The 14,196-nt window shown below is 63.5% G+C and carries 11 protein-coding genes and 1 pseudogene; 2 read left to right on the forward strand and 10 right to left on the reverse strand.

Annotated features, from left to right (window positions below):
* Positions 1-44: 44 nt before the first annotated feature.
* The 8 genes and pseudogenes from QX039_RS03855 to QX039_RS03890 all read right to left on the reverse strand — a co-directional run bounded on the left by QX039_RS03855 (position 45) and on the right by QX039_RS03890 (position 6,754).
* Complete coding sequence (locus tag QX039_RS03855; RefSeq protein WP_315739045.1) at positions 45-1,307, reverse strand: CoA transferase; 1,263 nt, start codon at positions 1,305-1,307, stop codon at positions 45-47.
* 193 nt (positions 1,308-1,500) lie between these two features.
* Positions 1,501-1,962 carry a GNAT family N-acetyltransferase gene (locus QX039_RS03860; protein ID WP_315739046.1) on the reverse strand — a complete coding sequence of 154 codons (462 nt, stop codon included), beginning with the start codon at positions 1,960-1,962 and terminating at the stop codon, positions 1,501-1,503.
* 403 nt (positions 1,963-2,365) lie between these two features.
* Positions 2,366-2,899: pseudogene (locus QX039_RS03865) on the reverse strand (phage terminase large subunit); the annotation flags it as partial.
* 89 nt (positions 2,900-2,988) lie between these two features.
* Positions 2,989-3,918 carry a hypothetical protein gene (locus tag QX039_RS03870; RefSeq protein WP_316219507.1) on the reverse strand — a complete coding sequence of 310 codons (930 nt, stop codon included), beginning with the start codon at positions 3,916-3,918 and terminating at the stop codon, positions 2,989-2,991.
* 142 nt (positions 3,919-4,060) lie between these two features.
* Positions 4,061-4,402 (reverse strand): hypothetical protein, encoded by a 342-nt coding sequence (locus QX039_RS03875; RefSeq protein WP_315771499.1) that lies wholly within the window; start codon positions 4,400-4,402, stop codon positions 4,061-4,063.
* Positions 4,403-5,165: 763 nt separating this feature from the next.
* The gene (locus tag QX039_RS03880) at positions 5,166-5,714 is read right to left on the reverse strand and encodes a hypothetical protein (RefSeq protein ID WP_315739088.1); all 549 of its coding nucleotides are present in this window, start codon (positions 5,712-5,714) and stop codon (positions 5,166-5,168) included.
* Between the two features lie 31 nt (positions 5,715-5,745).
* Positions 5,746-6,171, reverse strand: a complete 426-nt coding sequence (locus QX039_RS03885) for a hypothetical protein (RefSeq protein ID WP_315739090.1) — start codon at positions 6,169-6,171, stop codon at positions 5,746-5,748.
* 319 nt (positions 6,172-6,490) lie between these two features.
* Positions 6,491-6,754, reverse strand: a complete 264-nt coding sequence (locus QX039_RS03890; RefSeq protein ID WP_315739091.1) for a hypothetical protein — start codon at positions 6,752-6,754, stop codon at positions 6,491-6,493.
* Positions 6,755-7,439: 685 nt separating this feature from the next.
* On the opposite strand from QX039_RS03890, the gene QX039_RS03895 reads away from it, so the two are divergent.
* A complete protein-coding gene (locus QX039_RS03895) occupies positions 7,440-7,625 on the forward strand; it encodes a hypothetical protein (protein WP_315739092.1) in 186 nt (61 codons plus the stop codon).
* Positions 7,626-7,656: 31 nt separating this feature from the next.
* On the opposite strand, the gene QX039_RS03900 is transcribed toward QX039_RS03895, so the two are convergent.
* Together QX039_RS03900 and QX039_RS03905 are read right to left on the reverse strand one after the other, a co-directional pair.
* On the reverse strand, positions 7,657-8,595 hold the full coding sequence (locus QX039_RS03900) for a hypothetical protein (protein WP_315739093.1): 939 nt from the start codon (positions 8,593-8,595) through the stop codon (positions 7,657-7,659).
* A gap of 103 nt (positions 8,596-8,698) precedes the next feature.
* Positions 8,699-12,553, reverse strand: coding sequence for an ATP-binding protein (locus QX039_RS03905; RefSeq protein ID WP_315771502.1), 3,855 nt, complete (start codon positions 12,551-12,553; stop codon positions 8,699-8,701).
* A 165-nt stretch (positions 12,554-12,718) separates the two neighbouring features.
* Between QX039_RS03905 and QX039_RS03910 the strand changes: the two genes are divergently transcribed.
* Positions 12,719-14,023, forward strand: a complete 1,305-nt coding sequence (locus QX039_RS03910) for a divalent metal cation transporter (RefSeq protein ID WP_315739096.1) — start codon at positions 12,719-12,721, stop codon at positions 14,021-14,023.
* The last annotated feature ends 173 nt before the right edge of the window (positions 14,024-14,196 follow it).

The following is a 14,196-nucleotide window of genomic DNA, read 5'->3' on the forward strand; positions in this document are numbered from 1 at the left end:
GCTGCCGCTCTTCCTGCCTCGTGTCCGGCACCAGTGACGATGCCTTAAGCTCCCGGATTGTTGCGTCCGAACGCCCCCGCCCGACGCAGGGCTTCGATCTCCTGCTCAGTGTGCCCAAGCCTGTGGCGCAGGATCGCGGCCGTGTGCTCACCGAGCCGCGGCGCCGCCGTCGGCTCGACGGTCGGCGTGAGCTTCATGGCGATTGCCGGCTCGATGTTGGGTATCGAGCCTGCGGTGGGGTGCGGAATACGACAGGTGCGGCCGCGCATCCGGACCTCGGCCGCGTTGAACGCCTGCTCGACCGTACGAACGTGTCCAACCGGAACTCCAGCCTGGTTCATCCGAGAGGTCCAGACATCCATCCGTTCCGTGGCGAGGATGTCGGCGATGAGGCCGCGCAGTTGCGTACGGTTGACCCATCTCGCCCTTCGCGTGGCGAAGCGGGGATCGCTCAGGAGATCCGGACGACCAAGCACCTCCGTAGCCAGCCGGCGGTAGAGCCGATCGTTGGCACATGCGATGTAGAGCGGACCATCTGACGCTTCAAAGACGCCGACCGTCGGAGAGTCGTTCGGCGAATTGCCCGTCCGCGTGGGGTTCACGCCGTTCATCAAATACGCCATTCCGGAGAAGCCGGTCATCGCCAAGGCGATGTCAAACAGCGCCACCTCGACGTGCTGCCCGCGACCGAGCCGCTGCCGGGCGGCGAGTGCCAATAGGATGGCATTGCAGGCGGACATGCCGGTGGCCAGATCAACGATCGGAGGACCGGTCCGCACCGGCGGACCATCGGCGAAACCGTTGAGGGACATGAACCCGCTTTCCGCCTGGGTGATTGGATCGAACCCTGATCGCCACGCAAATGGACCAGAGCGTCCGTAGGCCGAGATCGAGCAATAGATCAGCCCGGGATTGGTGCTGGACAGTGTCTGATAGTCCAGCCCGAACCTCTCCATGACGGACGACGAGAAATTCTCCACGACGATGTCGGCCTTGGCGATCAGCGCACGCGCGACGTCTCTGGCCTGCGGTATCGTGAGATCCAACACCATGCCGCGCTTGTTCCGATTGAGACTGAGGAACGCTGCGCTCTCTCCGCCGAGCTCGGCGTGCTCGTATGCGCGGGTATCGTCTCCCGTGAGCGGCTGCTCGATCTTGATCACCTCGGCGCCGAAATCGGCCAGCGTCTGTGTGCACGCCGGCCCTGCGACGACACGCGTGAAATCGATCACCAACATACCAGCCAGCGCGGTTGGCGCGTCAGGCGGCCGTGGCGCACGCTCTGGCAGGGTGACCTCAGCCGGCATCCCAGAGTCCTTCCCGCTGCTTTGATCGTCTGAAGCGATCTTCCATTGACTGCCCGGCGTGGCATTGTCTCCAACGTCCGACAATGCATGGTTAGCTCAACGGCAGCCGCAAAAAAAGCCCGGGTCGGAGCTGTCGAGCTGGCCCAATTCTGCTGCAGCGCAATGCAATCTGCATAAGGCATCGATCGACAGCTCACCACCCGATCATCTTGCGCCAATAGAGCGAGTTCACCCAGGCCCAGGGCCGGACCGGTTGGAACAGCACATATCCGCACCGAATGAAATTGTTCGCGGAGACGATGTTGCAAGTCGTATCCGAAACGATGCAATCCAGGCCCGAGCGACGCGCGCGCTGCTCGATCACACGCATCAGCCGTCGCTGCAGGCCGTAACCACACCGCTCTTGAAGAACGCCAACCCTCGAAAGATAGGCTATGCCCTTGCCGAGGGATGACGGCATCATTCCGGCAAAGGCGACGGGCCGTCCGAGCTCGGTCGATATCCACCATTGTCCGCTCTCGAAATCGGGCAGAGGTGCGCAATCGAGGAATGTGCGCGCATGGAGCTCCTTCAAGGTGTCGAGGACGTCAGGCTCGCAAGCGTCGACCTCTCTGATGCGGAAGCGGCGGCCTCGCCGCGAGATCCAGGCTGGCACGGCATCACCTTCCGAGCACGACTTTGATGCCGAGCCAGATCGCACCGATCAGACCGGTCGCGATGACCGTGATGACGGCCTTGAACGTATAGCTCTGGGCCTGCTCCACGCTCTTGCGCCAGCGCCGCAGGTGCTGGAAATCGGCTCTCATCTCGTTGCCGACCCATTGCGCGATCCAGATCGTGAAGGCGTCCGCCGTGGCGCCGGCGCCGCCGATGTCGACGAACGCCCGCAACGGCAACAGCGGGTCCGCGGACACCTTGCCGATCCGTCCCTCGCGTTTCGCCTGCGCCAGCAGGTCGGCGAAATAGGCTCCTTCGAACGCGCGCACGTAGTCCCCCTCCCAGATATGCTCGTAGCGGTCCGGATAGAGCGCGAGGTCGAGCTGCCGCTCTTCCTCCAGCACCGCCGGAAACCACGGATTGTCGCGCCAGCTCGCCTTGACCACGGCGGCGCCTTCCGGTTTTCGACTGCGCAGAAAATCGTCCACGGCATCCGACTTGCGGCGCGGATTCCAACTCGCCCACAGCTCCGAGCGAGGCGCTCGGATGGTGGGCCGCAGCAGCGACAGCGAACGCGCGCTCAAGGTCTGTGCCTCGTCGATCCAGGCGATGCGAAATCCCTCCAGCGACTTGATCGACTCTGCGGTGTGATCCTGCATGCCCCGAAAGATGATGAGCCCGTCGCCGGGAGCCGCGATGCGGTCGCTGAACGACCGGAAGCCCTGGCCGAGGCCGAGCGCCGCGATCTTGTCCTCGATCAGCCGCTTGGATGATTGCGCCAGCGTGCGCTGTGCCTCGCGAATGCAGACGGCGAGCGTGCCGCGCTCGGCTTGGCAGGTCTCGACCAGAAGCTCGCCAAAGAAGTGCGACTTGCCCGAGCCGCGCCCGCCGAACGCGCCTTTGTAGCGGGCCGGCGCGAGCAGCGGCTCAAACACTTTCGCGGTGGGGATCTTGAGGGTGGACAATGATCACCTGCTCTTACCGGCCGTTCACCTCGCGTCCGCGGCCCCGTCTCGGTTGCCAGCTATGGCTCCCGGAGCGGCTTGACCCAGCGCGTGTACCAATCGTTGAAATCACTCGGCGTGGTGTCCCCGTCGTCGGGCTGCGGCCACAGCTGCCGATATGAAGAGCCCAGCTCGGCCGGCCCGGATTCGTCCGGCGATCCAGAGATACGTCCTGACCGCGTCGCCTGTGGTCCCAGCAGGACTCGCGGGATGTACGGTATGGGATTCGTGCCGCTGTCGAACATCGTTGCAGTCGCCGAGTCCGCCCGACGACTCCGCAGATTTCGGCCGGACCCGCGGTCCATTCCCACCGCATCGTCGGGTGGCGGCACTGTCTCGTACAGGTTCGACGCTTGCCTAGGGAGGCGGCCGGTTCGCTCCGACGGTGTATCGTAGCCACCACCGACAAATGCATAATCGCTCTGGATGTCACGAAGAGCGTCGGGAATCCGATTGGCGAAACCGCCGCCATCGAAGGTCACATTCGCTTTCCTGTTGGAGGACAGCTCTCTCTCGATATTCGCGAGGTACTCGCCGCTTTGCGACGGCAGCACGCGTGGGAGACTGTTCCCGCCCAGACCGGCAGCCCCCATAATCCGATTCACGATCGTTGTGCAAACGTTCGGGCTGTAACTTTTGAGACCGTTGTAAGTTTCGCCCGCGTTTCGGATCCGACCGATTTCGTTCAGCGCGCTTGCCGCCTGTTCTGGCGTGATGGGAACGGTAAACGAGCGGTACTGACCATCGTCGACGACGCTGGAGAAATCAGGCGGAGGAGTTTCGCCCGGACGGAGCGTATGAACGTCAAATTTCCCGTGGCTCAACGGAACCCCATGGGTGCTGGGTCCGAACCCGGCAAACGTCTGTCGCCCAGGCTCGTTGACGACGACTGCAGCATGTCCCGGAAAACCAGGATTGATTTGAACGGTCAGCGAGTATCGAGATGCCATATGCGTTGACCTTGTATGAGCTTCTCCTTCGCGCGGGCTTACCCCCGCGCAACGAGTGTCGCCCGTGCCCAGATGGTGCGAATGAACTACAGCTTTCCGCTTGGAGGCAGATCAATGGCTGCGGCCGTCCAGACGAAATCGATCAATCGACGTCAGGACGATCAGGCAACCGGACTTCCTTGTTGCGGAGGCGCGCTCCTGCCGCTGTCCGCGCACTCGCAGCCCAACCGATCAGGTAGATGAGCAAGAGCGACTCGAGGTAATAGGCGAGTAAACTATTCAACCAGGAATCGACGGAAAAAGGAAAACGCTCCGAGCCGGACACCGCGGCCCAGACGGACCAGAAAATCCCGGCAGGAAACACCGCAAGAGAGGACAGCATCACGCTCGTCTTAACATCGGTGACGGATGCCGAGCCGACAAGGCCGGCTGCGCACAGCGTGTAGACGGCGCACGCGATAAGACCACCTCTATTCAGCCGCATGTCTACCTCCGGATGAGCTTTCGAACTATTACTGCAGGCGCAATCCTTGGCCATGCTCCGGCCATCTAAGGCGTTCCCAGAGACTTGACCCATCTTGGGTACCAGTCGACGGCTCGGCCAGCTGAGAATAGCGTGATGCCATCGGATTTCTCCAGCAAAGCGGGGCAAGGTGAGTGATCGGACCAAAGGTGTTCCGTCGACTTGATCGGCGGCGAAGGAGGACGGACCCAACACGCCGCGAAATGCAGCCGGAGCCTTGCATTCGGTTGGAGCCGCTTCAGCAGCGTAAGCGCACGATTATCCAATCAGGCACACACAGAAGCGACGGACCTACTCCCGGTCGGCCCGCTCAGCGTCGCGCGTGGCCTGCGACCAGACTTTCCCAAATGCGCTCATTCCCCAGCCAAACAAATACAGCACGGCGAAACTCAGGGGCACAGTCAACAGAGGTCCGTTGATTTGGGACTCCGAGGCAACGTGAGCTTCCAAGACCTGACCGACCCCGGAGGTCCACAAAAAAACCTGCGCCGGCAGGATTGACAATTGACCTAGGAAATAAGCTCCCTTTGGATCCTTCGCTTCCCATGAGAGCCAAGTCAATATCGCAAACCAGATCAGATAGATTGCGCAGACTATCAACCCACCCCTGTTCAACCTCATGATGCCCCTCGCCCAGCGTCTTATTTGGAGACACGACCGAATGCGGATGCCTGCGCACTTGCAGCCCGGCCTGCAATTGCGTTTGGCTGGATGCGACGGATGGTCAGGAGGGAAAGACCAGCCGCGTTGCGAGACGCCGAGAGACCCACGGATCTACGCCACCGGCAACGCGCTGCGGTCCTCTCAACAACACGTTGCGATCCTTTCTCGGCGCTCTCCATGGCATGGGCGGCGTATATGGTCCGTCATCCGGCACATCGATAACGTTACGATCTCTCGTCTCCGGAACGAGCTTAAATGGCAGCTCGATGGCCTTGTCTTTCTGGGAGCTCGGCGTACTCCACCTTGCTGACGGGGCAAACGCGTCATTGAACTTCTTGATCTGGTCCAGCACGTCACCCATGATGTTGGAGGGGTCATCCAGCTGTTTGCTCAGACGTTCAACAGAACCATAAAAATTGGTCAGGTCTTCCAGCAGCGCATCTGGGCTCTTCTTGTGCCCCTCAGGATAATAGGACCCGGGTCCGTTCACGATGTCGTCGATCTGTTTTCCAATTGCTCCGAACACACGAGATCGGTCACCCTCCTCGATTTTCGGAGCCCCTGGCGGAGGCAGTGGCGCCCGCTCTACGAAATCTCGTCCGCTGGCCATGTCCAATCCTTCCTAATCATGACGCGCCCGATTACTTCGCGGAGCGCTTTTGTGAGAACGCGAGATAGATGGTTCCAATCCGTCGATTCCAGGAGAACGGGGTCCTGACGAAATCATCGTGCGGTGACCACATGCGCTGGTAGATCTCCAACCGCGTCAGGCCGGGTTTAATGGTCGCTCGAAATTGCTCTTTGGCCTCGAAGGTATAACAGCAGCCAGGCGGTCCTTTGACAATCATCTCCAGCATGGCAACGCCTGCTTCTGTATAGAGGACGACTTCAACGTCTAGACCGGCAGCGTGGAAGCGGCATACGCCAACCTCGTCGCAATCGTTGAGATTGCCGCTATCCGTCTCTCCCTTGGCTTCAACCGCATAGCTGATGAGGACATCGCTTGCGACAGCCGCGCGGCACGATAATCCGAAGAGCAACAGCCAGAGAGCAAGCAGCCGCTTCAAGACACTCACGACTCGCGCCGACCGTGCTGATGCAATCATGTTGATGACCCGAAGATATCCAGATTGCGATTGCCCAAGGAACGACGTTCAGACCGAGAACAAAGATCGAACAAACGAGCGTCGACGTCAAGTCCGCCGGCTCTGATTTTTGCGGCTGTTTGGGCGCTGAGTCCGTCTCGGCTCATTGTCTCCGGCCGGCATGTCTCGATCTGATTTCGCCACCGTCCCAGGAGCCGGGGAGAGAACACCAAGCTGCCACGCCAATTGAAAGCCGATCTCCCGATCCTGCGAGGCGCTCACGCCTCACCCACCACCGGGATCACTCATCCACCTGCTCCCCATCGTGCTCATCCGGATGCACGATGACACGTTCGATGCGGTGGATCAGCTCGAGGGCGCCGTCCTCGCTGTTCTGCAGCGCCTGAGGCGCCTTCCCCCAACCGCGGTCGAGGATGGCGTTGGCGGCGGATACGCGCGCGGCATGTGTCGCCTTCGGTGAGCGCATCACGCCAACCAGCGTGTTGATCGCCGTCTTGGTGTGGCTGCGGGCCATCGAGCGAATTTCGGTGATCGTCTTCAACATGGTCACGTCCCTGATATCATGGGTGATGAATGCGAGGGTGGTGATCGTCACGAGATCGCATCGGCGGCTGCGACCATCACCAGGCCGATCAGGGCGAGCGCAATGAGGTAGGCGGTCATCTTCCTCTCTCCTGGGCGAAGGAAAAGCGCGGCAGATCGCAGCCGAAAGCGCGATCGTTTCAGGCGCGAACCCTATCCCTCGGCTCAAGCAAGGGACCGCTGCGGGTGAAGCGACGGTCGCCACGCCCACGCACCGGCCCGTTCGCGCGGGCCGGCGAGTATCCGGATGTTCGAAGTTGTCTGCGCGCTGCACGACGCGCGATGAATAGCCGACGATCGTGGTCGACAGCCGATGCCGGGCTGCGCTGCTCAAGTCAAAATGCCCGCGGACAACGCGGCATCATCTTGTTCGGAAAATTCGATAATGACACTATGCCGGTGATTTGCCCGACATGTCAAATTTGATCGAAATGCGGCGGTCAGGCTTTGCGATTTCGATAACCGCCGCTCCAAATCCGGGCCGAGCCAATAAAAAGCCCGCTGCCGAGTTCGCGGCGCGGGCTTTATGGTTTCTTCGACGATGTCAAAATGCGCCTGATTTGCCCGACGTGTCAAGCGCAGATAGTTGCGCCGATCGGCAATGCTACTTCAGCCCGTCGGGCGCGGCCGGTGGAGGAGGTCTTCCGATGTATGTCGTTGCGGTCGTACTGGCCGGCTTGTCCGCCCTGTTCTACGCGGCGGGTCAGCACCAGCTGGGATCGGTCGGCGCCGATGTCTGTCAATATGGCAGCCTGTTCTGCGACAAGCCGCACTACATGATGACCGGCGCGTTGCTCGCCGGCCTCTGGGCCAAGTTCGTGAGCATGCGCTGAGACGGGCCGGCGCGCAGCTTCGATCACCCCGTCAGTTCTTGATCGCGTAGAGTGGCGTTCTCACCGTCAGCTGATAGACCGGCTTCGGCGCCCAGGCGATTTGCGCGGTGATGCCGAACAGCCGGTTGTCATCGTCATCCATGCGATCGAGATCGAGCCTGACCAGCGGCTGCGTGTAGGACGCGATCGGCGTGATGGCGAGCAGCTGCGCGCCACCGAACGACTGGATGCCGACGCGCGCGGAGACCTTCCAGTTGTTCTCCCACTGGTAGAAGCCGCCGATATAGCCGGCGGTCGTGCTCCCGACATGCGCGAGCGCGGAATCGACCTCGACATGGGTGTATTGAACGCCCGCGAGCCAGCCGCGCGTCTCATCCGGATCGAGCGCGTATTTGGCTTCGATGACGGTGTTGAACGAGGTGGTCGCCAATGGCGAGTCCGGCACCGACCGTGTCAGCGTCGACTGCAAGGTCAGCGTCGGAAGCGTGCCGCCGTTCTGCTGATAGACGTCGGCCTGGAAGCCGAGGAACCAGCTGGTGATGGCCACGTCGGCCCAGCCGGACAGGCCGTTGTAGGAGGTGCTTCCGGTGAACCCGGCCCAAAGCGACAAGGCGTCGCCGAGATCGACGGTGAGCGGAACGTCGACGCCAAGGCCCTGGTTGGTCGGAGCCGAAAGTTGCGGCCGTCCGGGCAAAGCCGGCCGGTCAAGCAGCTTGCGCAAGGTCGCGAGCTGCGAGAGGGTTCCGAACAGGGACGTGTCGCCCAGGCCGGTCGACAACGTGCCCCCTGGCACGTAGGCATAGTTCGTCCGGAAGTCGATGTAGACATTGGCGAGACCCGATGCGGGCTCGTCCGCATCATCGTCCTTGGCAAACGCGCTGCTGCAGACGACCAGCGCCGCACACGCGGCCAGAGCAAATGAGCGCCGCGGCACGCAACGCCCGCGCGGCAACGATTCCACGTCTGCCATGAGACCTCCCCCAGCGCCCAAAAATACGCCGCCCGGGCACCATCCTTCAAGTGCGGATCACGAGCGCGATGCCGACGTCAGGGGAAAGCCGCGGCGCGCGTCGTCAGGACGACGCCGACTTGGCGCCTTCCTCGCGTGCGGCCATGACCTGACGCAGCACGCGCGAGAGCTCATCGACCGAGTAGGGCTTCTGGATGAGACTGAAACCGTGGCGGTCGCCGTCGGCGAGGGCGTGGCTGTAGCCGCTGTTGAGCACGATCGGAATCATCGGGAGCCGGCGACGGATTTCCCGGCCGAGCGTGACTCCGTCCATTCCGGGCATCACGACGTCGCTGAGCACGAGATCGAAGCCACCGGGATTCGCGTCGATCAAGCGCAGCGCATCGTTTGCGCTGCGCGCCAGCACGGTTCGATAGCCGAGATCCTCGAGCAGCTGGGTCGAGAATTCGCCGATCTCCGGGTTGTCCTCGACGACCAGCACGTTCCAGCGCGCGACGACCATGTCCGGAGTGTGCTCGGTCCGCTCGCGCAGCTCCAACGGCTTGTGCGTGCGCGGCAGCAGCAGGGTCAGCGTCGTCCCCTTGCCGACCTCGCTCTCCGCCAACACCCGTCCGCCGGACTGGTGCACGAAGCCGTAGACCTGGGACAGGCCGAGACCCGTGCCGCGCCCGACTCCCTTGGTCGTGAAGAACGGCTCGAAGATGCGGTCGATCTGATCGGGCGCAATGCCGCATCCAGTGTCGCTGACGGCGATCGAGACGAATTGCGGCCGCCCGGGCTGGCCGTCCTGCGGCAGCAGCTGACCGCGAATGGTCAGGACGCCCCGGCCTTCCATCGCGTCCCGCGCATTGGCAACGAGATTGACGAGGGCCGTGTCGAACTGGTTGATGTCGACATCGACCGGAAGCGGCCGCGCTTGCAGGTCGAGCTCGATCGCGGCCGGCGCACCGAGCACGGTCTGCAGCATCTCTTCGATCTGCTCGATATGCCCCGCGGCATCGAAGACGCGGCGCTCCATCGGCGTCCGCCGCGCGAAGGCGAGCAACTGTCCGGTGAGCTTGGCGGCGCGATCCGCCGTGTTCGAGATCGCATCCACGTAGCGCCGCATGCGCTCCGGGGACAGCTGGCGCCGGCGCAACAGGTCGGCCGAGGACCGGATCACGGTCAGGAGATTGTTGAAGTCGTGCGCGACGCCGCCGGTGAGCTGGCCGATCGCCTCCATCTTCTGGGCCTGGCGGAACGCCTCCTCCGCCTTGCGCCGTTCGGTCAACTCGACCGCCTCGGGCACGATGGCGACCACCTGTCCGGTCTCGTCCCGCACCGGCCGCATCTGGAAGTCGAACCACCGTGAGCCGCCGACCGGCAGCTCGAGCTGCAACTCCTGGCGGGCCCCGTCGCCGCGAGCGACGGCGTCGACCAGGGATCTGATCAGCTCGGGCGTGCCGGGCGTCCCCGCAAACCACGGCGTCTCCCAGAATGGCAGCCCTGCGACCTCGTGCAGGGGCGCAGCGATCGCTTCGAGCGAGGTCGCATTGGCATCCAGAAGCGTCCCATCGGACGAGAGCAGCGCTTGGAACGTGTAGCTCGCCTCGAAGATCGTCCGCAACCGCGCCTCCTTGGTCTGCAGCTCCGCGGTACGCTCGGAGACCTGCGTCTCCAGGCGCTCGTTCAGCTCACGCAGCGTGGTCTCGGCCTCGTGCCGCACCCGCGACAGATCGATATTGGCGCGCACCCGCGCCAGCAGCTCGCGCGCGCTGAACGGCTTGGTGAGATAGTCGCTCGCCCCGGCATCAAGCCCCTCGACCTTGGCCTCCTCGCCGGCGCGCGCCGACAGCATGACCACAGGAATGTCGCGAAGCTGCGCATCGCTACGCAGCGCTTTCAGCAGGCCGAAGCCGTCGAGCCCCGGCATCATGACGTCGGTCAGCACCAGATCGGGGCGGCGCCGTCGGACCGCCTCGAGGGCCGCCATGCCGTCGCTGACCGCCTCCACGTCATAATCCTCGCCGAGCAGACGGCGGACGTAGTCGCGCATGTCGGGATTGTCGTCCGCGAGCACCACGCGATCACGGGCCGATGCCGTCGCGGAGCGGACTCCGAGGTCGTCGGATGATGACGGGTGAGGAAGCTCGAACGGCACACCGCCGTTCAGCCACCCGAGCGCCTCCTCGATGTAGGCCTCGGCCCGCACGTTGGTAACGGTCAGGACATGGGAAGGTCCGATCTGGCCCGCTGGCAGATGCGCCGAGCCAAGCGGAATTCGCACGGTGAAGACCGAGCCGCGGCCGAGCGCGCTGTCTACAGCGATCTCCCCGCCGTGAAGCCTCACCAGTTCCTGAACGAGAGCGAGACCGATGCCGCTGCCCTCGAAGGATCGGCCGCGCGCGCCTTCGATGCGACGAAACCGTTCGAACAGGTGCGGCAGCTCACTGGGCGGGATGCCGGTGCCGGTGTCGCGAACCTTGAGCTCGGCATGATTGCGGTCGGTGGACAAGCCGATCGACACCGCGATTTCACCTTCGAAGGTGAACTTGAACGCGTTCGACACCAGATTGAGAACGATCTTCTCCCACATGTCGCGGTCGACATACACCGGCTCGGACAGGGGCTTGGGGTCGATGATGAGACGCAGGCCGGCAGGATCCGTCGCCGAGCGGAAGTTGGACACGAGCTCGGCAGTGAAGACCGCAAGATCGATCGGCTCGAAGTGCGCGGTCATGCGGCCGGCCTCGATGCGCGAAAAGTCGAGCAGCGTGTTCACGAGCTTCAGCAGGCGAATGCCGTTGCGGTGGATCAGGCTGAGGACGGATCGCGCTTCGGAGGTGAGTTGGGCCTCGTCGCGGCCGAGCAGGTCTTCCAGCGGGCTCAACATCAGCGTCAGCGGCGTACGAAACTCGTGGCTGATGTTGGAAAAGAACGTCGTCTTGGCGCGGTCGATTTCGGCCAGCGCTTCCGCGCGGCGCCGCTCTGCCTGATAGGCCCCGCCATTGCTGACGGCCGCTGCAATCTGCCCCGCGACGAGGTTCAGGAAGCGGGCATAGCTCTCGTCGTAGAGGCGGAACGGATTGAGACCTGCGATGACGAAGCCGCCCCATCCGGCTTCCCCCGACGCGGGCAGCGGAAGCACAACGGCGTGCTGTGGCGGCTGACGCCATCCGCCGGTCGGAAAGCTGAGGCCGAACCGCCGCGGAAGATCGCGAACCAGCACCGCATCCTGCAGCCTCAGCGCTTCAGCCAGAGGCCACGTTCCTTCCGGCTGAATTCCCAGCCTCGGCTGAACGGCGGGATGATCGCGGTCGATGCCGGTTAAGGCCTCCAGCCGCGCCGCCTCGCCGTCCGGGTCGGTCATGTAGATCATCGCGAAAGGAAGGTCGCGCGACTCCCGCGCCAAGGCGTCCGCGCAGCTTGCGCAGGCCTGGTCGATGCTGCGGGCCCCAGCCCCGGCATTTGCGAACTCGCGCAGCAGCGAGAGCTGGCGCTCGCTGATCACGCGCTGGGTGTCATCGGTGTTGGCGCAGAAGATTCCTCCGGGCGATCCATCGTCGTCCGGTATGGGACTGTAGGAGAACGTGTAGTAGGTCTCCTCGGGAAAGCCGTTGCGCTCCATGATCAGGAGCTGCGCCTCGACATAGGTGCCCTGGTCACCGCCGCCGGCCTTTGCCAGCAGCGGACCGATGTCCTCCCAGATCTCGTGCCAGACCGCGGACGTCGGGCGACCGAGAGCCCAGGGATGCTTGCCGCCGATGATGGTCTTGTAAGCATCATTGTAGAGATAGATCAGCTCCCTTCCCCAACCGATCCAGATCGGCTGTTGGGATGTCAGCATGAGCCTGACGGCCGTCTTCAGGCTCTGCGGCCAATGCTCCGGCGTTCCGATCGAGGTGCTCTCCCAATCGAACCGCAACATCAGTCCGGCCAGCTCACTGCCTCCGGCGAAAAGCCTCTCGCGCTCGGCCATGCCGAGCTCCTGATCATGCCCTGTTTGCCGCTGGTCCGGCACGCGTCCCCCTTGGTCGAAATCCGACGTGATCTGGAACGCTGGTACTCCCCTCCGGTTCCGGAGCCGGGAACGAAAAGAGGGCGTGCGACTTCGAGAGACATACACCGCCGGGGGAGCACTGCCATGGCCATGACCGTTGCATCCGAACCGAACAAACCGAAACGGTCGCCCTGGAGCGTATTCCGGGTTTTGGGTCCAGGTCTCGTGACCGGTGCCGCCGACGACGATCCGTCGGGAATAGCGACGTACTCCCAGGCTGGCGCGCAGTTCGGTTACGGGCTGTTGTGGACGGTCTTTCTGACCGCGCCTTTCATGATCGCGATCCAGCTGGTGAGCGCGCGCATCGGCCGTGTCACCGGCAAAGGGCTGGCGGCCAACATCACCGCGCTTGCGCCACGCGGGATCGTCTTCGGCCTCGTCGCCCTCCTGGTCGGCGCCAACACCTTCAACATCGCAGCCGACATCGCGGCGATGGCGGAGGCGCTGTCGCTGGTGATCGGCGGTCTCAACCATGAGCACGCGCTGATCTTCGCCGCCGGGTCGACGCTGCTCCAGGTATTCCTGCCCTATCGCCGCTACGCACCTTTCATCAAGGTGCTGACCCTCAGCCTGTTCGCCTACGTCGCGACCGCCTTGATGGTCGAAGTGCCCTGGAGCACGGCGCTGCTCGCGGCGGTATGGCCCAGCCCCTCGACGGAGGCCGACTATCTGCTGACGGTGGTGGCCGTCCTCGGCACCACCATCAGCCCTTACCTGTTCTTCTGGCAGGCCTCGCAGGAGGTCGAGGAGATGAACCAGGGCAAGGTCGACCGTCCCTTGCGCGAGCTGTCGAAGAAGGACCACCCCGACCTCCGACGGATCAGGATCGACACCACGATCGGCATGATCTTCTCGAACGCAATCGCGTTCTTCATCATCGTGACGACCGCCACGGTGCTGCACGCGCATGGCATCACCAGGATCGACTCGGCGACGCAGGCGGCCGAAGCCCTGCGCCCGCTCGCGGGCGACCTCACCTTCCTGTTGTTCGCGCTCGGCATCATCGGGACCGGCATGCTGGCGATCCCGGTGCTGGCGGGCTCGGCGGCATACGCCGTCGCCGAGACCTTCGGCTGGCACGCGACCCTGGAGGCCAAGCCGGACGAGGCGGTCGGCTTCTACAGCATCATTGCTGCCGCCACGATCATCGGCTTCGGGCTCGGCTTCACCGGCATCGACCCGATCCACATGCTGGTGTGGAGCGCCGTGCTCAACGGCATCGCCGCCGTGCCGATCATGGCGATGATGATGGTGATCGTGTCCAATGCCGGGCTGATGGGCCGCTTCCGCGGACGGTCCTGGCTGATCGCCCTGGGATGGATCGGGACAGGTATCATGGCCATCGCCGTGCTGGCCCTGCTGTGGTCATTCGTCACGGGCCGCGCCTAGCGACCATCGCGTTTCCCTCTGCGTCAGCTGCAACGCAGTTGCACAATGTCATTGGTGCAACGCGGGACGTAAACTGTGTTAACAGTCCGTTCCCGCCATCCCGCCGCGATTGATGCCGATCAACGCTGGGCGCGCTCCGGTATGGCGGTGCTCGAACAAAGGACCTCGGAGAC

The sequence above is a fragment of the Bradyrhizobium sp. SZCCHNR1043 genome (assembly GCF_032489675.1).
In the GTDB taxonomy this organism is placed as follows: Bacteria; Pseudomonadota; Alphaproteobacteria; order Rhizobiales; family Xanthobacteraceae; genus Bradyrhizobium.